The sequence below is a fragment of the Lutibacter sp. genome (assembly GCF_030692605.1).
Lineage (GTDB): Bacteria > Bacteroidota > Bacteroidia > Flavobacteriales > Flavobacteriaceae > Lutibacter.
Genome location: NZ_JAUYUD010000059.1, coordinates 1 through 22,280, shown reverse-complemented (window position 1 = coordinate 22,280; position 22,280 = coordinate 1). Strand labels below are relative to the sequence as shown.

Below are 22,280 nucleotides of genomic sequence, written 5' to 3'. Positions count from 1 at the left end.
AATAAACCTATTTATTAATAAATAATCAATATTTCATCATTTTATTGATTTGATGAATTTTTAAAAATTAAAATAAAATGACAGAAATCAGCTTAATTTATAAATGCTATTGTTACATTTGATACAGGAAAAGAACACTTAAATTTTGAATGAAAAAATATAAAATTTACATATGAAAGTTGTTGAAAAAATAGCCTATTTAAAAGCACGTCGTGAAAAAGTTTTACAAATGGGTGGAGAAGCAAGAATTGCGAAACAGAACGAAAAAGGGAAACTATCTGCTCGCGAGCGTTTAAACTTATTGTTTGATGAAGGTAGTTTTTATGAAATAGATGCTTTTGTAAAACATAGATCTACCAATTTTGGAATGGAACATGTTGAAATTGAGTCAGATGGAGTAATTGTTGGTTATGGATTAGTTAATGGAAGAACAGTATTTGCTTATTCTCAAGATTTCACTTCTATTGGTGGTTCTTTGGGTGAAATGAACGCGGCCAAAATTTGTAAAATTATGGATTTGGCAATAAAAGTGGGCGCGCCTATCATTGGATTAAATGATTCTGGAGGAGCAAGAGTTGAAGAAGGTGTTGATGCATTAAAAGGGTATGGTGATATTTTCTTTAGAAATTCTCGAGCTTCTGGTGTGGTTCCTCAAATTTCGGCTATTATGGGACCTTGTGCTGGTGGAGCGGTGTATTCACCTGCTATGACCGACTTTGTTTTTATGGTTAAAAAAACAAGTCACATGTTTATTACGAGTCCGTACGTTATTAAAACTGTTACCGGTGAAGAAACAACTTTTGAAGATTTAGGAGGTGCTATGGTTCATAATTCAAAAAGTGGAAATGCACATTTTGCTTGTGAAAATGATACGGAATGTATTGAACAAATTAGAGAATTATTAGATTATCTGCCAAATAATAACATGGAATCTGTTCCAGTGATACATATGGGAGATGACATGAAAAGATCTTGTGAGTTATTAGATTCTTTAATTCCTGATGATTCTAAAGTTCCTTATGATATGAAACTTGTTATTGAAGAAGTTTTAGATGGAGGTGAGTTTTTTGAAGTTCATGAATATTTTGCCGAAAACTGTATTGTTGGTTTTGGGAGGTTAAATAATAGATCTGTTGGTATAATTGCCAACCAGCCTATGTATTTAGCAGGCTGTTTAGATATAGATGCTTCAGATAAAATAGGTAGATTTATAAGAACATGCGATGCTTTTAATATTCCATTAATTACGTTTGTTGATGTTCCAGGTTATTTACCAGGTTTAAATCAGGAATGGGGTGGAATAATTAGACACGGTGCAAAATTATTGTGGAGTTATTCAGAAGCTACTGTTCCAAAATTGACCGTAGTTGTTAGAAAGGATTATGGAGGAGCTTATTTAGCAATGAGTTCAAAACATTTGGGAGCTGATATGGTATTTGCTTGGCCAACTGCAGAAATTGCAGTAATGGGCGCAAAAGGTGCTGTGGAAGTGATATCTAGTTATAAAAAAGAAATAAGCGAATCTCAAGATAAAGTAGCCAAAACTCAAGAAAAAATTGATGAATATGAAACTGCATTTAGCATACCATATTTAGCAGCCGAAAGGGGATATATAGATGAGGTAATATTGCCTAGCGAAACTAGAGAAAGACTGGTTGTGGCTTTGGAGGCTTTATCATCAAAAACAGAAATTCTTCCTCCTAAAAAACATGGAAATATTCCTTTATAAAAAATGGTTAAAATGACTTTATCAGAAAAAAGAAAAAGGGCAGGAGCAATAGCAGTAAGCTATTATTTTCAAACGGAAATGAATTCATCGGAATTATTACAAGATAATTGGAGTAAAATGGGAATAAGTAGAACTATGAATGATACCGAAATGATGCTTAGAAGAGGGAAATCACCAGGAATTAAAAATCTTTAATATTTTATACAAAAATATAAATAAAACAGACTGAATATGGCAATGGAATTTGATAAACACGGGGTACTAAAAATGACTCCAATAGATTATAGTCCTAACAGAATAAAAGCTGAAAATCCAATTAAAATTCAAGATTTAAGTTTTCGAGATGGACACCAATCTTTATTTGCAACAAGAGGTAGAACAGAAGACATGATTCCACTTGCCGAGCAAATGGATGAAATTGGGTTTCACGCGTTAGAAACTTGGGGAGGTGCAACATTTGACACCATGCATCGCTATTTAGGTGAAGATCCATGGGAACGATTAAGAACTTTAAAAAAATATATGCCCAAAACACCTTTTTTCATGTTGTTGAGAGGTCAGAATATAGTAGGTTATAGAAACTATGCTGATGATGTTGTGGAAAATTTTGTTCAAAGATCTTGTGATAATGGAATTGATATTTTTAGATGCTTTGATGCCTTAAACGATTACAGAAATTTTGAAACCGCTGCCAAAGTGGTTAAAAGAAATAAAATGCATTTTCAAGGTACTATTTGTTATACATTAACGGAGCCTAGAATGGGTGGAGACATATATAATATTAACTATTACATTAATAAAGCTAAAGAGCTAATTGATTTTGGGGTAGATTCTATTTGTATAAAGGATATGGCTGGTTTAATTGCTCCTTATGATATTTATAATTTAATAGTAGAACTTAAGAAAATAACAAACATACCGTTAAATCTTCATACTCATTTTACATCAGGTATGGGAGATTTAGCACTTTTTAAAGCTATAGAAGCGGGTGTTGATATTATTGATACGTGTATGTCTCCTTATGCATACAGAACATCACATCCAGCTATTGAACCATTGGTTATTTCATTATTAGGAACAAATAGAGATACAGGTTTAGATATAAAAAAATTGACTAAAATTAGTGCTCAAATGGAAGAATCAATTCCTAAATATTTACACTTAGCTAATAATCCAAAATATTCTATAATTGATACAGATGTTATTATGCATCAAACACCAGGTGGAATGTTGTCTAACTTGGTTAATCAATTAAAAGCGATGGATTCGTTAGATAAATTGGATGAAGTATTTAGAATGTTGCCTAAAGTTAGAAAAGATTTAGGGCAAATTCCATTGGTAACACCTACGAGTCAAATAGTTGGTGTACAGACAGTTAATAATGTTTTGTTTGATACTTATGAAGGTGAATATTCTAGAATTACTGAAGAAGTAAAAGATCTTTGCTACGGTTTATATGGGAAAACTACATTGCCAATAAATGAAGAATTAAGAAAAAAAGCATTAAAAGATTACCCGAGAGGTGAACAACATATAGAAGCTAGACCAGGTAGTATTTTAGAACCAGAAATGGCAGCTGTTAAAGAAAAATTTAGTGATTTAGCTAAGGATATTGATGATGAATTAATTGTAGCCCTGTATCCTGTAACTGGGAAAAGATTTTTAAAATGGAAATATGGTTTGGAAGAAATTCCAGCCGATGTTAAGCCTAAAACTATGGATGATGTTTATAAAGAACAAGAATTAGTTGCAAAGGCATTATCTGGTGAATTAAAAGCAGGAGGAACAACATATGATGGACCAATGCACGAAATGGAAGTTATAGTAGATGGTGAGAAGTTTAATGTGGCTATTCCAGTAGTGAATGGAATGGGGCGTTCTAAAAAGAAAAAGAAAAAAGAAGCCAAAGAAAACAATGTTGAAGGTGCTGTGTTAGCACCAATACCAGGAATGATTGTAGAGTTCAAAAAACAAAATGGTGATACCGTAAAGGCTGGTGAAATTATTGTGGTTCTTGAGGCAATGAAAATGATGAATAATTTTGAAGCGAATAAAGATGGTGTTCTTTCTGGTATTAAATATGAATCAGGAGATGCTATTTCTAAAGGAGATGTTCTCTTTTTAATTGAATAAATGAGATTACTTAATATTTTGAATTAATTAAGTTTAAGGTGCTTGAAATTTTTAAATTCAAGCACCTTTTTAATTATATCTAATTGAATTCTAGAAAGCTATATATTCAATTTTAAACTAGCCATAAAATTTCGTCCCATATTTTGAATTCCTTCCATTTTTAATCTGGATAAATGAGAGACGTATTCTTTGTTTAATAAGTTATTTATATTAAGTGAAATGTCGAACTTAACATCTCTTAATTTTATAGTTCCACCGGTGCCAATAGAAACAATATTGTAATTATTAGTTGAGGTCTCAAACTCACTAATTTTGGTTTGATCTAAATGACTTTCTAAAGTGAGAGAAGCAAAACCATTCTTCAACCAATTTTTATAATTAAATTCAGATTTTAACATGTTAGTAAGTTTATGCGCAGGTATTAATGGTAGGTAATTTCCATTATTTTGCTTTCCAATAACAAATTCAAAACTACTATAAAGATGTAACCAGTCAAATGGATGAGGGTGTAAATGTAATCCAAATTCGCCACCATATAATTTTGCATTATCTTGTATAAATTCATAAACATTAGCACCATCTTCTAGTTCTCCAGTTGGTGAAATAAAAATATAGTTATCTATTTGATTGTAAAAACCGTTTGCAAATAACTCTAAGTGATCAGAATTATACTCTAAAGCTACATCATATTGTACGTTTTGTTCACTTTTAAGAGTGTTATTTCCAATTTCATAACGATTGGTGCCGTGATGAATTCCGTTTGAAGTTAACTCGGCTAAATTAGGAGCTCTAAAACCAGAAGCAAGATTTAATCGGGTTGTAATTGATTTAAAAAGTAATGTTTTTAAACCTAAAGAGCTTGTAAAATTTGTATATGATTTATCAATTGCTTCAAAAACTTCTTCTTCATCGTTGTGAATTATTACATGAGCCTCAGATTTTATAGCTCTTGAATCTAATCTTAGTCCAGCCAAAAAACTATTGTTATTCCAAGAAAGTGTTCCGGTGGTAAAAACTCCAAAATCGTTGGTTGTAGCATTTGGAATTAAAATTTCTTCACCATAATTAGTGTTTTTTTGATTTAACCCTTGAATACCAACAATAGTTTCGATTTTTTTAAATTTAGGAGCATACCACTTTATGTCATAACTAAAGGTGTTAAGTTTTAATTGCATAGCAGGCTCAATAAATTCTTCAAGGTGCTCATTCTCATCTTCATCTTGATGCTCTTCAAATTCTTTTCTATCGTTTACTGTATAACCAAAGATTGTTGCAATTTTAGAATTTGGCAAAAATATAAGCGTGTTTAAACTAGCCAGTTTATTGTTTAAATCTTGATAAGGAAATAGCGGTGTTTTACTCGAACTTTGGATTTCTACTTCTTCTGGAATTCCAACTTTAGTAGTATTATAATTAAAACGAAGTGTACTCGCTATAAAATTGGATGAATAGCCAGCACCAGCATTAAAAATAGTTTCTGTGAAACGCGTATTTGTTATTCTATCTTTAGAGGGAATCTGATAATCGCTATGCGAATTATGAGCACCATTTACTAAAAATTTCCATTTGTTATACGATTGTTTTATTCCCACTGCAGTTTCGTGTCCTAAAGTATTTGATTGATAACCTTGATTAATATTTAAATTAAATGAATTATCATCTGCAAATCTTAAGGGATTAAAATATAAAATCCCTCCTAAAGCATCTGACCCATATAAAAGGGATGCAGGCCCTTTTATAACTTCAATACTTTCAACGCTATTATCATCAACTCCTAAGCCATGTTCATCTCCATATTGTTGATTTTCGAGTCTAATTCCTTGGGTATAAACCAAAACTCTATTCCCTCTCAAACCTCTAATAACAGGTTTTCCAATTCCAGAACCAGTAGAAACCTGGGATACACCAGGTATAGAGCTAATTCCTTCAATTAAGGTTGTGGCACCGTTGTTTTGAAGTTGTTGTATAGAAACTCGATCAACTTTCATTACATTTTCAGATTGTAATTTATTGAAAGGAGTTGAAATAATTACTTCATCCATGTTAAAAATAGACTCTTTTAAAATTATTGATAAATCTGAATATTTTTCTATAAAATTAAAATGTATTATTTGAGTCTCAAAGCCCATAAACGAGAAACTCAACTTAACTTGCTTGGGTAAATTTATGAGTTCAAATTTACCCATTTCGTTCGTAGTGGTGCCTTTTTGAAGTTCTTCGATATATACTTCAACACCTTGTAATAGTTGATTTTGAGAATTTGTAATTGTTCCAGATAATTTATTTTGGGCAGTTACGCAAATAGATAATCCTACAAATAGGATTGTTAAATATTTTTTCATTTAATAATGTTTTATTGATGTAAAAAAGTTAATTATAACCGATTAAGATAATAAAACTGGAGGTGCTCTGGAGGATTTAAAACAAAGTTTTACCGAAGATATTTGGTCTTTGTTTGAATAAATTTTTACTTCATTTGTATCAATTCCAACTTGGAAAACGACAGAAGCAAATAGAATGTTATTTGTGTTAATTTTATAATGAAACACCGAACAGTCAATTTCATGCTGGTCAATATGTACTATATTTTGTGCATTACAAACTGAATGTTCGTGTTTTTCAAGTATATGTGTAAACTGTACCGCAAATGGCAATAATACAACTGCAAGTAGTGCAATTGAAATTAACTGACCAATATGTAGCTTAATTTTTAACATTCTTTAAGCTGCAATATTACAAAAAGAAATTAATCTTTTACACCTAATTTTCTCAATATATCGGCCATTAAACACCATTTTGTAAATGATGATTGCAGTAAATTGGCACCAACAAATGCAGTAAACCAAAGCCAATTAACATTTACTTTAATGGAAAGAATTAATGAAATTAAAATAAAGGTTCCAGCTACACCATTAATTATTCGTTGTATCATAATCTGTTTTTTTTTAATTTGATTTTTCTATATTTAAAACAATAACATGAACTTTTGACAAAGTTTTTTGTTTGTTATTAAATTCTGCAACAGCATTAAATAATTGATCTGAATTTTCTTTTGGTACAAAAGCGTAGAATATTAAAGATTGACTATCATTCATTTCGCTTGCAAACCAATTGTCGCTAACAGATTCTTGGGTTAAATCTCTATATCCTTTAACATCTGTATAGGAAAAATGTGTTATTGCTGATTTTTTTAATAAGAATTTGATATCTTTTTCAAATGCTTCAATTGCGGTTATCATTAGTAATTTCATACATTATTTGTTTTAAAGGTTAGAAGTTTCAGGTTTAATAAAAAACCTGAAACATTAATTATTTTTTCCATTTATTTTTTTCTGTCATATAATAAAGTAGGGGTACAACAATAAGGGTTAAGATTGTTGAAACGATTGCTCCAGCTACCAATGAAATGGCTAAACCTTGAAAAATTGGATCGAATAAAATAATAGAGGCTCCTATTACCACGGCTCCAGTAGTTAGTAAAATAGGAGTTGTTCTTACAGCTCCTGCATCAATAATTGCTTGTTTTAACGGGATTCCATCATTTAACCTAATTTCAATAAAATCTATTAGCAATACCGAATTACGCACCATAACACCAGCTAAAGCGATCATTCCAATAAATGATGTTGCGGTAAAGAAAGCGCCTAATAACCAATGTCCTAAAACAATTCCAATTAATGAAAGCGGAATTGCAGCCATCATAACCAGTGGTGTTTTAAAGTTTTGGAACCACCCAACAATTAGCATATAGATAATGATAATAACTATTAAAAATGCAGCACCTAAATCGCGAAAAACTTCTAATGTTATTTGCCATTCTCCATCCCATTTAACGGAAAAATCACTTTCATTTGTTGGTTGTTCCATATATAATTCTTGAATGGCATATCCTTTTGGAAGTTTTATTTTTTGCAATTTTTCCTTCATTCCCAAAATAGCATACACAGGACTTTCAAGTCCGCCAGCCATATCTGCAGTGACATAAACCACACGTTTTTGATCTTTTCTAAATATGGTTTTTTGCAACGTATCTTGTTTTACGGTGACCAAATCACTTATTGGGACAACGTTTCCATTGCTTCCTTTTATTTTAATATTCTGAATATCTTGCAAACTTGTTTTATCGGCATCATTTAATCCCATAACAATATTTACCGCGTCAAAAGAGTTTTCGTCATATAAATAAGATACAGGATGTTCAGTTAACAAATAGGTTAAGTTACCAACTATTTGTTGTGGTGCAATACCATTTAGCATCGCTTTTTCTCGATCAACTTCCAATTTATATTCTGTTTGTACACCTTCAACCATCCAATCTGTATCTACAACATCGTCGGTATTTTCTAAAATCTCTTTTACTTGATAGGCAACTTTGATTTGCTCTTTATAATTTGGTCCGTAAATTTCAGCTACAAGTGTTGATAAAACAGGAGGGCCTGGCGGAACTTCAACTAATTTCACATTAGCATTGTATTTTTTAGCTATTTTCTGAATTTCAGGTCGAACTTTTTTAGCAATATCATGACTTTGCAAATCTCGTTCTGCTTTTGGTAATAAATTAACCTGAATATCTGCCATATTACTTCCACCACGTAAATCGTAATGACGAACCAAACCATTAAAAGTAATAGGAGCAGAGGTTCCAATATAGTTTTGATAATTTACTACTTCCGGCACAGTAGCTAAGTACTGAGCAATTTCTTTTGTAACTGCTGCTGTTCTTTCTAATGTAGTTCCTTCAGGCATATCTATTACTACTTGAAATTCATTTTTATTATCAAATGGAAGCATTTTAACAGCTACTGCTTTTGTAAAAAACATTAAAACCGAACCTACTAAAAGAACTGCAGTAATACCTAACATTACCCATCTTTTTTTAGAACTATCTAAAAATGGTTGTTCAATTTTTTTGTAGATTTTATAAACCCAACCAGTTTCTAAACCTTCCTCTTCTTTATGTTTTTGTTCGTCTTTTTCTTGTAATAAATGATAACCTAAATAAGGAGTTACTGTTAACGCAACAAATAATGAAAGTATCATGGCTATTGAAGCTCCAATTGGCATTGGACTCATATAAGGTCCCATCATACCAGAAACAAAAGCCATAGGTAAAATTGCAGCTATTACCGTAAATGTTGCTAAAATGGTTGGGTTACCAACTTCATTAATGGCATAAATAGCAGCTTGTTTAAATGGTAAACGTTTCATTTTAAAATGCCTGTGCATGTTTTCGGCAATAATAATACTGTCGTCTACCACAATACCAACTACAAACACCAACGCAAATAATGTAATTCGGTTTAACGTATAACCCAGTAAATAATAGCTAAATAATGTTAAAGCAAATGTTAGTGGTACGGAGAAAAATACGACTAAGCCTCCACGCCATCCCATAGCTAACATAACTAAAACAGTTACAGCAATAATTGCTACACCTAGATGCAATAATAATTCCCCAACTTTATGTGATGCAGTTTCACCATAATTTCTGGTAATATCAACTTTTACGTCGTTTGGAATGGTTGTTTTCTTTAATTGATCAACTCTTTCTAATATTTTATCAGAAATTTTCATTGCATCGGCTCCCTTAACTTTTGCAATAGAGATGGTTACTGCCGAATACTCGCTTGGGTTTGCTTTAAAATTGGTATTTCCTTTTGCGTACCCAAATGAAACATAATTTTTTGATGTTCCAGGTCCATCTTGTATAGTTGCAATTTGTTTTAAATAAACAGGCATGTTATTATTAACACCCACAACTAAGTTCTCAATATCTTCTGCCGAAGTTAAAAATTTACCAGTTGTAATTAAAAATTCTTCGTCGCCTTTAACAAAACTCCCAGATTGTGAACTTCCATTATTAGCTTGGATCATTTGCATTACACCCAGAGCATCAATACCGTTTTCAGCTAATTTATCTTTATCTAAAATTACTTTTAATTCTCTATTTCTTCCGCCTATTACTGTGGTTATAGAAACATCTTTAACTTTTTCAATTTCTGAAGTTATTTCTTCTGCTAATTGACGAATTTCAAAATCGTTGTAGGTTTTGCTCCACAAGGTTAATCCTAACATTGGAACATCGTCTATAGAACGTGTTTTTACTAAAGGCTGAGTTACTCCAGGAGGAAACATTCCTTGGTGACGCATTAATTCGTCATATAATTTTACATAAGAATCCTCTGTGTTTTCACCAACATAAAACTGTACAATCATCATAGATTGTCCGTTCATAGCTATACTATGTACATGTTGAACACCTTTTATATTAGAAATAATTTTTTCTAATGGTTTTACAACACGACTTTCAACTTCGGATGGACTGGCTCCTGGATAACCAACTAAAACATCGGCCATTGGAACAATAATTTGTGGTTCTTCCTCTCTTGGAATCAAAAAAGAACTATATATACCAATTGCCATTAAAGCAACCATTAGTAAAATGGTTAATTTGGAATTGATAAAAACATTGGCTATTTTACCTGATATACCTTCTTGCATTTTTTAATGTTTAGCCTCCTAACCCCCGAAGGGGGAATAAAAGGAAATTAATTATTTCTTTATTTTTACTGCTACTGTAAACTATGACTGAAAACTGATTACTGAATACTAACTTTTACACCGTTAAAAAGTTTTCCTTCGGCTGATATAATGTATTGTTCATCGGCATTTAAACCAGAAAGAACTTCTACTTGATCGTTATACGTTTTACCAACTCTAATCCATCTTAAAATAGCTGTATTTTCACTTCCTATAGTATAAACTCCGGTTAGTTGACCTTGAGTAACCAAGGCACTTTTTGGAACAAGAACTGTTGAAGATGTAGTATCTTTTTCTCCCGTTTTTTCAAAAGGAAATTGAACAGAGGTAAACATTCCTGATAATAATTTTAAATCTGTTTTTTCTAAAACAACTTTTACTAAAAATTGACCACCAGTATTTTTTGCCGAAGAACTTACTTCAGTTACAATTCCTTCAATAGTTTTATTAGTAGATTTCACAAGCACTTTTACTTTAATTCCTGTTTTAATATTTGTAATGTCAGATTCTGGAACCATTGCAATTACTTGAAAATTTCCTGGAGTTTCAACACTTATTAAAGGCATTCCAGGATTTGCCATATCGCCTTTGTTTATAAATTTACCAGTTATAATACCATTAAATGGAGCAGTAATATTTGAGTATGATAATTGGGCATTAACTTGATTTCTCATTTGTGTAGCAGCCTCTACACGTGCTTTTGCCATTTCGTAATTGGCGGTTATATCGTCCATTTCTTTTTGAGATGCACTTTTATCGTTAAATAATGATTTAAAACGATTGTAATCCTTTTCAGCATTTTTAAAAGCAGCGTTTGCCTCAGTAATAGAAGCAGTAACTTGTGCTTTTTGTGCAGATATATCGGCACTATTTATACTTATTAAAAGTTGTCCTTTAGTTACTTTATCACCAACATTTACATAAATGTTATTTACAAATCCCATCATACGTGTACTTAAATTTGCATTTTGTACCGCTTCAATTTTACCGCTAGCAGTTACAGAAGAACCTTTTTTACTTGTTGGCATGCTAACTTGTACTGAGACTGCTGGAGAATTAGCTACAGCTGCTGTTTTATCTTTTCCGCAACTTGTAGCTAAAACTAAAGTTGAAATAGTTAATATTTTTAGTATGTTTTTCATTTTTTAGAAGTTTAAAATCTTTTTATATTGTTAAATTTTAGTGCGAATTATCTTGTTAAAAACGCTACGTATGCTTTGGTAAAATTGTAATTGAAAACAGTCTGTAGATATTCTAGCTGTTTTTGTAAATATTGTGTTTCTGAGATTAATAAATCTGACGTTTTTTCCAATCCCTGTTTAAATCGGTTAGTTCTAATTCGCAAAGCTTCTTGTGATTGCTCAACTGCCAAGTTTGTTAAATTTAATGAGTTCTCAGCATCTTTTAATTGACGTTTTGCTTTGTTAAAATCTAACTGACTTTGGTTTTTATATTGTTCTAAACTAATTTCTGCCTTATCTAATTCGGCCCTACTTTTTTGAGTTTTACCAATACGTTTAAATCCTTCAAAAATAGTTAATGACAATTGAGCACCTATTAAATAGCCTTTCGCATTGGTGCCAAATAGTTTCTCGTCGTGTAATTCATAAGAACCAAATGCATTTAATCTGGGTAAATAACTCATTTTATTAGCTTTATGCATGTTTGCATATGCCTCGGCACTTTTTTCCATTGCTTCAATATCTGCTCTGTTTTCTGATAATTCTATGGTATAAACAGTTAAATCTACATTTGCAGTTAATTCTGTTGAAGGCTTAAGAATATTTTCAGAAGTGTCTCCCATTAAAAATTGGATATAATCTGAAGCGTTTTTTACATTACTTTTTACAGTTAACAATTGGTTTTCTACCTCGGTAACATGGAGTTCAACTGCTAAAATATCGGCTCTTTGCATATAACCTTGTTTAAAACTATTTTCAGCAATTTTTTTATTTTCAATGGCAGCTTCCTTAGCTTTTTCTAACACTTCAACCGCTTTATAAGCTACTTGTAGTTGCATATATGCCTTTGAAACTTCTAATTGCATATATTCTTTTGTTCTTTCTGTTTGAAGCTCAAATGCATTCATTTTAGCTTTTGCAGCTTTTCTCATAAAAATTCCGTCACCATTAAATAGTGGCTGTTGAATTTCAATTTTAGTTGCAAAATTTTGAATTTCATCAGGATCATTTAACAATGCAGGATTAAAATCGGATGCTGTTAAAATTTCCTGATTTAATTTTGAGCCAAATGCCATTAACGGATTTGTAGTTGAAATTCCCGTATGAGAAATTGAAATTGAAGGCAGTAAAATGGAATTTGTTTGATTAAAATCTGCCTTTGCTGATTTAAAATCTTGCTCTGAGATTTTAATAGCATGATTTTTTTCTTTTACCTTATTTAATACTTCTTCAAAAGAAATTAATTTTTCTTGTTGGGCAAGACTAATTAATGTGTTGAAAAGAAAAAATGTAAAAACATATAAGTTCTTGTTTTGCATAGTTTTGCTTTTTAGTTGCCGACAAATGTAATTGAGGTTTCGCTTTTAAACAGTAATAAATAACACACACTTGTGTAACGTATATTACATTAAATTCAAAAAAAACAGATAAATAAGCACTATTTTTTATAGAACTTAATTTATTCAAGAAGTTCCTTAAATTTATGACAAAAAATTAATATTAAAAAGCGTTTAAGAAAGAATATTTTACTTTTTTAGTTTTGTGAAATGAATTTCACCAGTGTTCCCTGCAAGTAGTGAGGAAAAAAACTTTGTTTGTGGAAATTGTTCGAAAATTATTTTTAAAAAAACAGTAATTGGAATGGACATAATTAATCCTGCTATGCCCCAAATATATCCCCAAAGCATTAAGGATACTAAAATTGCAATAACATTAATAGAAAAGGATTTACCCATAAAAATAGGCTCTAAAATACTACCAAATAAAACTTGCACCAAGGTAATTGAAATAACAAAAAACAGCAAAGTACTAGTAGGATCCAGTTCTACAAAAGCAAATAATGACAATAAGATAACTGAAACTATAGACCCAATCATTTGAACAAAGTTAATTAAGAACGCAAATAATCCCCAGAAAATAGGGAAACTAACATCAAAAAAGTAACAAGCTAAACTAAAGCCCACTCCGGTGAAAAAACTAACCAAAAATTTAACCTTTACAAATGTTATTAAATCTTTTTCGATTTTCATAAATGTTTTAACAGATGCATATTTTTGCTTAAAAATGGTTCCACTTAAAACATTGTAAAAATTTATTGATTCTGCTAACCATAAAACTACAAAAAAGGCTGTCATCAACAACATTGTAATAGTATTGCCAATTAAACTTAATGTTGTACCAAAACTTTTTCCAAAATTATCTTCCTTGATAATTAGGTTTAAAAGATTGCCATCATTCATAAACTGCATACCTAAAAAATCTTCTATCACATACACCAAATCTGTTAATTTAGTTTGTGCTTTAATTAAAAATGCATCTTGAGTTTGAATAATTTCTCTACTTGCAAGTTTAATTATTTCTCCACCAATTAGAAGCGCACCAATAAAAATGAGGACAACAACAATGATGCTTAAAAAATTGGGTATTTTCCGTTTGGTAAGCCACCTCATTAATGGTAAAAATAACAAGGCAATAAATAATGAAGCTACTAATGGAATTAGAATAAAACTTAATATTTTTAATAAATAAAAAATGAATGGAACTACAATTACCAATAATAAAATATTTGTTGTTTTACGCTCGTTCATAATTTATAAAAAATAATTATTTTTATAGTTACAAAGTTATAACTAAAAATCCCGATTATTCGGGATTTTATAGTAACAAATTTATTTTTTTTTATTTTTTTCTAATTCTCATATTTAGTGCTTCAACACCTAAAGAAAATGCTATTGCAAAATACAAGTATCCTTTTGGAATGGCACCTACTTGTTTTCTAAATATTTCTGCGTGTGATAGGTGAGCACCTTCGGTAATTAACATAAATCCTATCAATATTAAAAACGACAACGCTAACATTTGTATTGTAGGATGTTTGTTTACAAAATCTGAAACTGGAGTTGCAAAAACCATCATAATAATTATTGAAATAACAACAGCGATAATCATAATTGTTAATGCACCAGGAATTCCATTAGTCATACCAACTGCAGTTAACACTGAATCGAATGAAAATACTAGATCAATCATTACAATTTGAAAAATTACCATTCCAAAAGTAGCATAGATTGCTTTTGCAGTTGATGCTTTTTCATTTTCGACTCCTTCTACTTTGTGTCTAATTTCAACGGTGCTTTTGTATAATAGAAAAATTCCTCCTAAAATTAATATGATACTTTGCCCAGTTATTCCAACTTTAAACCAACCTATATCAATGGTTAAAAATGGATTTTTCAATGATATAAGGTATGAAACCCCAAGTAATAGTAAAATTCTAAAAACTAATGCTAATAGTAATCCTATTCTTGTAGCTTTTTTAACTTGATTTGGTGGCAGTTTTCCGGCGGTAATAGAAATAAAAATAATATTATCTATTCCTAAAATAATTTCTAAAAAAGTAAGGGTTAAAAGCGCAACCCATGTGTCTGCGTGTAAAAATATTTCCATTAATGTTTAGTTTGAAATTTTATGTAATGTTCCTTTTTGAATATAATTTGAATGCCCAATTACTGCCTCAAATTTATAAGAATTTTCTGTGATGCTCGTAATTTTAACATGAATAGGTTCTTCATCAATAACTGATTTTGGATGAAGCATTTTTAAGGTATAGTTAAAGTTATTTTTCCAAGAAATAGAAAGCGTGTCTATATCGTTTTCATATTTTTCTATCTGAATAGAATCTTGCCTTATTATAATGGTTTTTGAATATCCTTCACCTTCTGGAATTTCAAAAGTTCCCGATTTAAAACGATCTGGATTTGGTTGGGTCTCTTTACATGAAGTAGAAAGAATAGCTGAAATAAATATGATTGCTAATTTGTTCATTTTTAAATTCCTGTATAATTTGAAGGTGAAATTGATTTCAATTCTAGTTTTAATGCAGTAGAGATATCTAATTCCTCAATGAATTTTGCCATAGATTGTTGGGTTATTTTTTCATTAGTGCGTGTCAATCCTTTTAATGCTTCATATGGATTAGGATAACCTTCTCTCCTCAATATTGTCTGAATTGCCTCAGCAACTACTGCCCAGTTATTTTCTAAATCTTCGGCAAATTTTACCTCATTTAAAACCAATTTATTTAACCCTTTTAAGGTTGAATTAAAAGCAATAATTGTATGTGCAAAGGGTACTCCAACATTTCTTAAAACAGTGGAATCTGTTAAATCGCGTTGTAATCTTGAAATGGGAAGCTTTGCTGCTAAATGTTCAAAAATAGCATTTGCCATTCCCAAATTTCCTTCAGAATTTTCAAAATCTATCGGATTTACTTTATGTGGCATTGCTGATGACCCAACTTCGCCTTCTTTTATTTTTTGTTTAAAATAATCCATAGAAACATATGTCCAAATATCTCTATTTAAGTCGATTAAAATGGTGTTTATTCGTTTTAGCCCATCAAAAATACCAGCTAAATGATCGTAATGTTCAATTTGGGTTGTAGGAAAAGAATGATGTAAGCCCAATACTTTTTCGACAAAATTGGTTCCAAATGCTTTCCAGTCAATATTTGGATAAGCCACTTTATGCGCATTAAAATTTCCCGTTGCGCCACCAAATTTTGCGGCGTAAGGAATGTTTTGAACTTGTTTTATTTGTTGTTCAATTCGTTCAATAAAAACATAAATTTCCTTACCTAAACGTGTTGGAGATGCTGGTTGCCCATGTGTTCGTGCCAACATTGGAATAGCTGCCCAATCGGTTGATAATTGTCTAAGTTTTTGTAATAAAAGTGCCAATTGTGGGTAATATACCTCATCAAAAGCATCATTTATTGAAAGTGGAACAGCAGTATTATTTATATCTTGTGAAGTTAACCCAAAGTGAATAAACTCTTTATAAATACCTAGATTTAAATCATCGAATTTTTCTTTTATAAAATACTCAACAGCCTTTACATCGTGGTTAGTAATATTTTCAATATCCTTTATTTTTTGTGCATCTTCTGTTGAGAAATTAAGATATATAGTTCTTAATTTACTAAAAAGTGATGTGTCAAAAGAGCTTAATTGGGGTAACGGAATTTCGCATAATGCAATAAAATATTCAATTTCTACTTTAACTCTATACATTATAAGTCCTTCTTCAGAAAAAAAAGGAGCTAAATTTTCTACTTTATTTCTGTATCGACCGTCAATTGGAGAAATGGCATTCAAATAAGTTAAAGGCATATTGTTGTTTTAAATTGAAAAATGCAAAATTAATGAAATAAACCCAAAAAAACTGTTTATTTTTTGTTAATAAGATCTAAGGTAATTCTTCCGCGAGCTTTGTAAGCAGGACTTTCGTCTACAATGTTTTTTTGAATTATTAATTGTAATTCTTGATGAACCCATTCAAGATTTTTACCCAGTAAAAATAATGCGTTCATGGTATATGCTTTGGTTGCAACTTTATGGTTGCTAATCATCCAATCAAAACCAGTTTCAATAATTAAATCAACTTGGTTTTTTGTAAGAGAATCTTTAATAAGACTATCTTTTTTTGAGGTGTAAGCAACAGCTATAAAATTACATATTTTTGAAATAGGACGAACACAACTATCATGGGTAGCTTTATAAATATCATCTATGAAATATTTTAGATGAGGTGCCAACCAATCTAGTTTTTCAGCACAAACCAATTCTAATATCCAAGCAGCTTTAATAGCTGTTTTAGTTTTAAATTCAAAAATAATTTGGAGCAGAAAAGGAAATAATTCAGGATTTTCCAATACCAAATTAGCAACTCGCATTCGGTTTACTCTTTTAGCATTTTCAATATTGTTAAGTTGTGAAATTAAAAAATCTTTATTCATTTTTTTTATGATTCTTTTTCTTTGGAGATAATTTACACATCAAATAAACAAAACCAACAATTAAATGTAAGATTGCTATTGTAACTATGGTGTAAAACCAAAAATTTGAAATGTTCATAAAATATTATTGAACTATAAAATTAAAATAAAATTATGACATAAAAAAAACGCCTAATGTTGGTTAGGCGTTTTGATAATTTTATTTTATAAAATTAGTTATGTGCTATAGGATATGAATCTGAATTACCTGTTCTTGTCACAGAACCATTAGTTGAAACATTTCCTAATAATAATAACCCACAAACATGAGGCGATGCCATAGAAGTACCACTTAAGGTAGCATAACCGCCATCTTTATAAGTAGATTTTACAGAAGAACCTGGGGCAATAACATCTACAGGAGTGCCATAATTAGAAAAACTCGACCAAGAATCGCTTGAAGTCATTGAAGCTACAGTATATATGTTGGCGTTATTTAAACCAGCTCTGGCAGGAGAATAAAATAATGAATCATCGCTTGAATTTCCTGCGGCAATTGCAATTTTAATTCCTCTTCCTGCAACTGCAAATGCAGCGGCATCTACAGCAGAATCTACATATCTTGATTGTGGTCCTAAACTCATATTTACAGCATCACCAGAAGTACCACTTGCATAAACATAGTCAAGTGCAGCAATTGTCCATGAAAATTGACCACTTCCTCTATTATCTAATACACGTAAAGCAACTATAGTTGCTCCAGCAGCAACTCCTACAACCCCAATAGCATTGTCTATTGCTGCAACAGTACCAGCTACATGAGTTCCATGTCCATTTCCATCTTCTATACTATATTTTCCTTGTGTAACATAAGATCTACTTCTATCTATATCAACCTTTAAATCAGAATGGCCTGAATCAATTCCAGAATCTATAATCCAAGCAGTTTTACCAATTCCATTAGTAGCACCACCAATTCTGGTAATTCCCCAAGGAGTCTCTTGTGCAGGATCAGTTCCACCGCCTCCTCCTGGAGTACCTGATGGTTTACCTAAAGAAATAATATAATCTTTTTCAATAGATTTAACTCTTGGGTCTTTTCTTAAAAGTTCTAATTGACTTTCATTTAAAACAGCAGTAAATCCTTTTAAAGCAAAACCATACGTTTGTTTTAAATTTTCGTCAGCTAGTTTTAGTTGAGAAAATAGCGAAGGAATTTCCTTTCTTAGTTGAATCATTTCAGAATCATAATCCATAACTTTTCTTTCTGATTTACCTTGAAAATCACTTTTGAATACTACTGTAAATTGACCTTCAATTGGGTTTGAAGCTTCAATAATTTGTAAAGGAGTAATTTCTGTTTCGTCGCCTGAACAACTAAAAAAAAGGCCAGTCATTAATAATAATGACCAAATAAATGGTTTTAAAATTCTTTGTGATTGTTTCATAAAAAATGTTTTTTATTTGTTAATTTAAGGCAATATATAAAAAGAATTTAAAAAGCCAAACTAAAAATTAAATTAATGATAATTTAAATGAGGAATGAAAGTTTTAGAAAAATCAAATAAAAGTTTATCTTCTTAAATACGTTTATCACACCGATAACGTTTAAATTGAAAAAGATAGTATATTTAAAGTCTAAACTTAAAGTCATGAAAAAAACAATTATTGTCTTGCTAATTTTACTTTTTGCTATTCAATTTATTAGACCCGAAAAGAATACAACAGGAATTAATGATAACCATATTTCTAATGCCTTTGTTGTGCCAGATGAAGTTAAACTGATTTTAAAGAATTCATGTAACGATTGCCATTCTAATGCCACAATTTATCCTTGGTATAGTGAAATTGCGCCCGCTTCATGGTATTTAGCTCAACACGTAAATGATGGTAAAAAACATTTGAATTTTTCTGAATGGATGAATTATAATGCTAATCAAAAGAAGCATATAATAAATGATTTGGAAGAGGTTTTAGAAGAGCAAGAAATGCCACTTAAAAGTTATACTTTAGTACATGAAACTGCCAAATTAACACCTTTTCAATATCAAATTTTGAAAGATTGGGTTGCTACCATAAAAGTTGATTAGTATATGAAATTAAATTGCTTTTACATAGTAGCTATGATTCTAGTTTTTTTAATTCCTGCTAATGTATGGAGTCAAGAAGAGTTTAATAAATTGAACTCAAAAGGAGAAAGAACTGGTATTTGGAAAAAATATTATTCCAATAAAAATATTAGGTATCAAGGCCAATTTAAAAATGGCAAAGAAGTTGGAGAATTCAAATATTATAGCATTGTAACTTCACAACATCCTACTATTATTATTAATTATGATGAAAAATCATCAAAAGCAACAATAAGTTATTTTACGGAAGAGGGAATAAAAGAGAGTGATGGTGAACTTTTAGGAAAAGAACGTAACGGAAAATGGACTTTTTATCACCCAGATGGAAAAACGGTTATGATTGAAGAACACTATAATAAAGGTATTTTAAATGGGAGCTATAAGTCTTTTTATTCAACAGGCAAACCGTTAGAAATTCTTAATTATATAAATGGGGTTTTAAACGGACCTTCCAAAAGACATGCCGATAATGGGGTTTTATTAGACGATTTAAATTATGTAAATGGTAAACTTCATGGCAAAGCAAATTATTACAATCTTGAGGGAAAATTAATTTACACAGGAATGTATGAAAATGATGTAAAAGTGGGTTTTTGGGATTATTTTGGGGATGGTGAAAATGTAAAGGAAAATAATTAAAATGGTAATACATGGAAAATAAGGTTATAGAAAATATTTTTCTTAAATCTAAAAATTAATTAACAAATTTAAAATTTGTTAATTTGCAAAAATCTAAATAGTAACAAATGAATATAACAAATATTTTCGAAAATAATAAAAAGTGGATTGGTGAACGACTTGCTGGAGATTCCGAATATTTTAAAAATCTTTCAAAAGGGCAAAATCCTCAAATTCTCTATATAGGATGTTCAGACAGTAGAGTGTCATCTGAAGAATTGATGGGAGTGGAGCCAGGTGAGGTTTTTGTGCATAGAAATATCGCAAACATGGTTCCAAATACAGATTTAAACGTAATGTCTGTTATCAATTTTGCTGTAAGTCATTTAAAAGTAAATCATGTGGTTGTTTGTGGTCATTATTATTGTGGTGGTGTTAAGGCAGCAATGCAATCGGCAGATTTGGGTATTTTAAATCCTTGGTTAAGAAATATTAGAGACGTGTACCGTTTACACAGAAAAGAGTTGGATTTAATAGAATGTGAAGATGATAAATACAATCGATTAATTGAGCTTAATGTGCAGGAACAATGTGTAAACGTTATTAAAACATCAGATGTCCAAAAAGCAATTCGCGAAAGGCAATTAACTGTTCATGGATGGGTTTGGGATATTCAAACAGGAAAGCTGATTGATTTAAAAATTGATTTTGATAAAATTCTGAAAAATATTATGGAAATTTATAGAATTTCATAAAAGAATTAAGGTATGAATATAGATTCTTTGGTTTCTGTAAATTGGCTGTTTCAGCAACTTAATAATCCTAATTTAATAATTTTGGATGCTAGTCCGTCTGAAAATAAATCGAATTTGATACCAGAATATACTGATATTCAAATTAAAGGGGCTCGTATTTTTGACATGGAAAAAGTATTTGTTGATTCTAAAAGTGAAATAGCTAATATGTTTCCTTCATCGGAAGTTTTTGAAAGAGAATGTCAAAAATTAGGAATTAACAACAATAGTTTGATTGTGGTTTACGATAATTTAGGTATTTATACAAGTCCTAGAGCATGGTGGATGTTTAAATCTATGGGGCATTCAAATATTGGTGTTCTTGATGGTGGTTTCTCCGCTTGGAAAAATGAAAATTATCCTACTGAACCAAAAATTTATCAAAATTTTTTACCTGGAAATTTTAAAGCTACTTATATAAACAGCTCAGTTGTTTCGGCTGAAGAAATATTGCAAAACATTTCGTTAGAAGAATCTTTAGTTATTGATGCGCGTTCAGTAGGTCGATTCAGTGGAAATTTACCAGAGCCTAGAGAAAATATGGAAAGTGGTCATATCCCAAAATCAATTAATATCCCTTTTGAAGAAGTATTGAACCTTGGTAAAATGAAATCAAAAGAAGAACTAAATATAATTTTCGATACCCATAAAAAGGGAAATAATAAATTAATTTTCACTTGTGGATCAGGTATTACTGCTTGTATTATTCTTTTAGCGAGTGCAATTACAAACGCTAATTCTACTTCATTATTTGATGGTTCTTGGGCAACTTGGGGGCAAAAGGGAAAATATCCAATTGCAAAAAATGTAGATTAGCACATAACTATTTGTAAGTTGCACAATAACAGTATAATAAATATTAAAATTATTGTATTAAATCAAAAAAATATATTATATTTGCCCTCATATAATATTTTAAATTTTTAAAAATGAGTACAGGTACAGTAAAATTTTTTAATGAAGCAAAAGGATTTGGATTTATTAAAGAAGAAGGTTCAGGAAAAGAGCATTTTGTTCATATTTCTGGATTAATTGATGAAATTAGAGAAGGTGATGAAGTTGAATTTGATTTGCAAGATGGAAGAAAAGGATTAAACGCAATAAATGTTAAAGTTATTTAATAAATAATATTTATCTTATTTCAAGAAAAACCTATCTAAAAAGATAGGTTTTTTTTATGCCTATTATTTTAAATATTTAAGTAAAAATTTGGTTATACAATAATTATATTTGATGTTCATTATTAACCCGACGGCATTATATCTATAATTATCAAGCTGCATATTGAATATCTTTATGATTGAAATATTTTTGAACTCTATCTGGATTTTGAACTAACATTTGCATATGGTTTTCTAAATTTTCTTTAAGTTTTTCATG

General features: G+C 30.4%; 21 protein-coding genes. 8 read left to right on the top strand and 13 right to left on the bottom strand.

Translation table 11 applies throughout. The features are described 5' to 3' along the window. Positions 1-172: 172 nt before the first annotated feature. Genes Q8S45_RS05610 through Q8S45_RS05600 form a run of 3 tightly spaced genes read left to right on the top strand, consistent with a single transcriptional unit; the run spans position 173 to position 3,862 of the window. Complete coding sequence (locus Q8S45_RS05610; protein WP_305602069.1) at positions 173-1,729, top strand: acyl-CoA carboxylase subunit beta; 1,557 nt, start codon at positions 173-175, stop codon at positions 1,727-1,729. A gap of 12 nt (positions 1,730-1,741) precedes the next feature. Then, a complete protein-coding gene (locus Q8S45_RS05605) occupies positions 1,742-1,924 on the top strand; it encodes a hypothetical protein (protein ID WP_305602066.1) in 183 nt (60 codons plus the stop codon). 36 nt (positions 1,925-1,960) lie between these two features. Further along, positions 1,961-3,862: a pyruvate carboxylase subunit B gene (locus Q8S45_RS05600; RefSeq protein WP_305602063.1), complete on the top strand. Its 1,902-nt coding sequence runs from the start codon at positions 1,961-1,963 to the stop codon at positions 3,860-3,862. A 98-nt stretch (positions 3,863-3,960) separates the two neighbouring features. On the opposite strand, the gene Q8S45_RS05595 is transcribed toward Q8S45_RS05600, so the two are convergent. The 13 genes from Q8S45_RS05595 to Q8S45_RS05535 form a co-directional block, all read right to left on the bottom strand. Then, positions 3,961-6,204: a TonB-dependent receptor gene (locus Q8S45_RS05595; RefSeq protein WP_305602060.1), complete on the bottom strand. Its 2,244-nt coding sequence runs from the start codon at positions 6,202-6,204 to the stop codon at positions 3,961-3,963. A 42-nt stretch (positions 6,205-6,246) separates the two neighbouring features. Beyond that, positions 6,247-6,579, bottom strand: coding sequence for a hypothetical protein (locus Q8S45_RS05590; protein WP_305602057.1), 333 nt, complete (start codon positions 6,577-6,579; stop codon positions 6,247-6,249). Between the two features lie 29 nt (positions 6,580-6,608). Continuing rightward, positions 6,609-6,794, bottom strand: coding sequence for a DUF2892 domain-containing protein (locus Q8S45_RS05585; RefSeq protein WP_305602054.1), 186 nt, complete (start codon positions 6,792-6,794; stop codon positions 6,609-6,611). A 13-nt stretch (positions 6,795-6,807) separates the two neighbouring features. Next, positions 6,808-7,113, bottom strand: a complete 306-nt coding sequence (locus tag Q8S45_RS05580; RefSeq protein ID WP_305602051.1) for a hypothetical protein — start codon at positions 7,111-7,113, stop codon at positions 6,808-6,810. Between the two features lie 58 nt (positions 7,114-7,171). Further along, positions 7,172-10,363: an efflux RND transporter permease subunit gene (locus Q8S45_RS05575; RefSeq protein ID WP_305602048.1), complete on the bottom strand. Its 3,192-nt coding sequence runs from the start codon at positions 10,361-10,363 to the stop codon at positions 7,172-7,174. Positions 10,364-10,461: 98 nt separating this feature from the next. Next, on the bottom strand, positions 10,462-11,544 hold the full coding sequence (locus Q8S45_RS05570; protein WP_305602045.1) for an efflux RND transporter periplasmic adaptor subunit: 1,083 nt from the start codon (positions 11,542-11,544) through the stop codon (positions 10,462-10,464). Between the two features lie 47 nt (positions 11,545-11,591). Then, positions 11,592-12,902 carry a TolC family protein gene (locus Q8S45_RS05565; protein WP_305602042.1) on the bottom strand — a complete coding sequence of 437 codons (1,311 nt, stop codon included), beginning with the start codon at positions 12,900-12,902 and terminating at the stop codon, positions 11,592-11,594. A gap of 207 nt (positions 12,903-13,109) precedes the next feature. After that, positions 13,110-14,171, bottom strand: a complete 1,062-nt coding sequence (locus Q8S45_RS05560) for an AI-2E family transporter (protein ID WP_305602039.1) — start codon at positions 14,169-14,171, stop codon at positions 13,110-13,112. A gap of 91 nt (positions 14,172-14,262) precedes the next feature. Then, positions 14,263-15,030: a TerC family protein gene (locus Q8S45_RS05555; protein WP_305602036.1), complete on the bottom strand. Its 768-nt coding sequence runs from the start codon at positions 15,028-15,030 to the stop codon at positions 14,263-14,265. 6 nt (positions 15,031-15,036) lie between these two features. Then, positions 15,037-15,408 carry a hypothetical protein gene (locus Q8S45_RS05550; protein ID WP_305602034.1) on the bottom strand — a complete coding sequence of 124 codons (372 nt, stop codon included), beginning with the start codon at positions 15,406-15,408 and terminating at the stop codon, positions 15,037-15,039. A gap of 2 nt (positions 15,409-15,410) precedes the next feature. After that, the gene (purB, locus tag Q8S45_RS05545; protein ID WP_305602031.1) at positions 15,411-16,754 is read right to left on the bottom strand and encodes an adenylosuccinate lyase; all 1,344 of its coding nucleotides are present in this window, start codon (positions 16,752-16,754) and stop codon (positions 15,411-15,413) included. A gap of 56 nt (positions 16,755-16,810) precedes the next feature. Then, positions 16,811-17,380 (bottom strand): adenylosuccinate lyase, encoded by a 570-nt coding sequence (locus Q8S45_RS05540; protein ID WP_305602029.1) that lies wholly within the window; start codon positions 17,378-17,380, stop codon positions 16,811-16,813. Positions 17,381-17,592: 212 nt separating this feature from the next. Further along, positions 17,593-18,807, bottom strand: coding sequence for a S8 family serine peptidase (locus Q8S45_RS05535; protein ID WP_305602026.1), 1,215 nt, complete (start codon positions 18,805-18,807; stop codon positions 17,593-17,595). A 204-nt stretch (positions 18,808-19,011) separates the two neighbouring features. Between Q8S45_RS05535 and Q8S45_RS05530 the strand changes: the two genes are divergently transcribed. The 5 genes from Q8S45_RS05530 to Q8S45_RS05510 all read left to right on the top strand — a co-directional run bounded on the left by Q8S45_RS05530 (position 19,012) and on the right by Q8S45_RS05510 (position 22,021). Then, positions 19,012-19,449, top strand: coding sequence for a heme-binding domain-containing protein (locus tag Q8S45_RS05530; protein WP_305602023.1), 438 nt, complete (start codon positions 19,012-19,014; stop codon positions 19,447-19,449). 33 nt (positions 19,450-19,482) lie between these two features. Next, on the top strand, positions 19,483-20,127 hold the full coding sequence (locus tag Q8S45_RS05525) for a toxin-antitoxin system YwqK family antitoxin (RefSeq protein ID WP_305602020.1): 645 nt from the start codon (positions 19,483-19,485) through the stop codon (positions 20,125-20,127). Positions 20,128-20,234: 107 nt separating this feature from the next. Then, on the top strand, positions 20,235-20,861 hold the full coding sequence (locus Q8S45_RS05520) for a carbonic anhydrase (protein ID WP_305602017.1): 627 nt from the start codon (positions 20,235-20,237) through the stop codon (positions 20,859-20,861). A 12-nt stretch (positions 20,862-20,873) separates the two neighbouring features. Further along, positions 20,874-21,716, top strand: a complete 843-nt coding sequence (locus Q8S45_RS05515) for a sulfurtransferase (RefSeq protein ID WP_305602014.1) — start codon at positions 20,874-20,876, stop codon at positions 21,714-21,716. A 113-nt stretch (positions 21,717-21,829) separates the two neighbouring features. After that, positions 21,830-22,021, top strand: coding sequence for a cold-shock protein (locus Q8S45_RS05510; RefSeq protein WP_305602011.1), 192 nt, complete (start codon positions 21,830-21,832; stop codon positions 22,019-22,021). Positions 22,022-22,280 lie beyond the last annotated feature (259 nt).

What these genes read in the sequence shown, in the direction of transcription:
- Q8S45_RS05610 (WP_305602069.1), top strand. Translation starts at nt 173, where the DNA reads ATGAAAGTTGTTGAAAAAATAGCCTATTTAAAAGCACGTCGTGAAAAA.
- Q8S45_RS05605 (WP_305602066.1), top strand. Translation starts at nt 1,742, where the DNA reads ATGACTTTATCAGAAAAAAGAAAAAGGGCAGGAGCAATAGCAGTAAGC.
- Q8S45_RS05600 (WP_305602063.1), top strand. Translation starts at nt 1,961, where the DNA reads ATGGCAATGGAATTTGATAAACACGGGGTACTAAAAATGACTCCAATA.
- Q8S45_RS05595 (WP_305602060.1), bottom strand. Translation starts at nt 6,204, where the DNA reads ATGAAAAAATATTTAACAATCCTATTTGTAGGATTATCTATTTGCGTA.
- Q8S45_RS05590 (WP_305602057.1), bottom strand. Translation starts at nt 6,579, where the DNA reads ATGTTAAAAATTAAGCTACATATTGGTCAGTTAATTTCAATTGCACTA.
- Q8S45_RS05585 (WP_305602054.1), bottom strand. Translation starts at nt 6,794, where the DNA reads ATGATACAACGAATAATTAATGGTGTAGCTGGAACCTTTATTTTAATT.
- Q8S45_RS05580 (WP_305602051.1), bottom strand. Translation starts at nt 7,113, where the DNA reads ATGAAATTACTAATGATAACCGCAATTGAAGCATTTGAAAAAGATATC.
- Q8S45_RS05575 (WP_305602048.1), bottom strand. Translation starts at nt 10,363, where the DNA reads ATGCAAGAAGGTATATCAGGTAAAATAGCCAATGTTTTTATCAATTCC.
- Q8S45_RS05570 (WP_305602045.1), bottom strand. Translation starts at nt 11,544, where the DNA reads ATGAAAAACATACTAAAAATATTAACTATTTCAACTTTAGTTTTAGCT.
- Q8S45_RS05565 (WP_305602042.1), bottom strand. Translation starts at nt 12,902, where the DNA reads ATGCAAAACAAGAACTTATATGTTTTTACATTTTTTCTTTTCAACACA.
- Q8S45_RS05560 (WP_305602039.1), bottom strand. Translation starts at nt 14,171, where the DNA reads ATGAACGAGCGTAAAACAACAAATATTTTATTATTGGTAATTGTAGTT.
- Q8S45_RS05555 (WP_305602036.1), bottom strand. Translation starts at nt 15,030, where the DNA reads ATGGAAATATTTTTACACGCAGACACATGGGTTGCGCTTTTAACCCTT.
- Q8S45_RS05550 (WP_305602034.1), bottom strand. Translation starts at nt 15,408, where the DNA reads ATGAACAAATTAGCAATCATATTTATTTCAGCTATTCTTTCTACTTCA.
- purB (WP_305602031.1), bottom strand. Translation starts at nt 16,754, where the DNA reads ATGCCTTTAACTTATTTGAATGCCATTTCTCCAATTGACGGTCGATAC.
- Q8S45_RS05540 (WP_305602029.1), bottom strand. Translation starts at nt 17,380, where the DNA reads ATGAATAAAGATTTTTTAATTTCACAACTTAACAATATTGAAAATGCT.
- Q8S45_RS05535 (WP_305602026.1), bottom strand. Translation starts at nt 18,807, where the DNA reads ATGAAACAATCACAAAGAATTTTAAAACCATTTATTTGGTCATTATTA.
- Q8S45_RS05530 (WP_305602023.1), top strand. Translation starts at nt 19,012, where the DNA reads ATGAAAAAAACAATTATTGTCTTGCTAATTTTACTTTTTGCTATTCAA.
- Q8S45_RS05525 (WP_305602020.1), top strand. Translation starts at nt 19,483, where the DNA reads ATGATTCTAGTTTTTTTAATTCCTGCTAATGTATGGAGTCAAGAAGAG.
- Q8S45_RS05520 (WP_305602017.1), top strand. Translation starts at nt 20,235, where the DNA reads ATGAATATAACAAATATTTTCGAAAATAATAAAAAGTGGATTGGTGAA.
- Q8S45_RS05515 (WP_305602014.1), top strand. Translation starts at nt 20,874, where the DNA reads ATGAATATAGATTCTTTGGTTTCTGTAAATTGGCTGTTTCAGCAACTT.
- Q8S45_RS05510 (WP_305602011.1), top strand. Translation starts at nt 21,830, where the DNA reads ATGAGTACAGGTACAGTAAAATTTTTTAATGAAGCAAAAGGATTTGGA.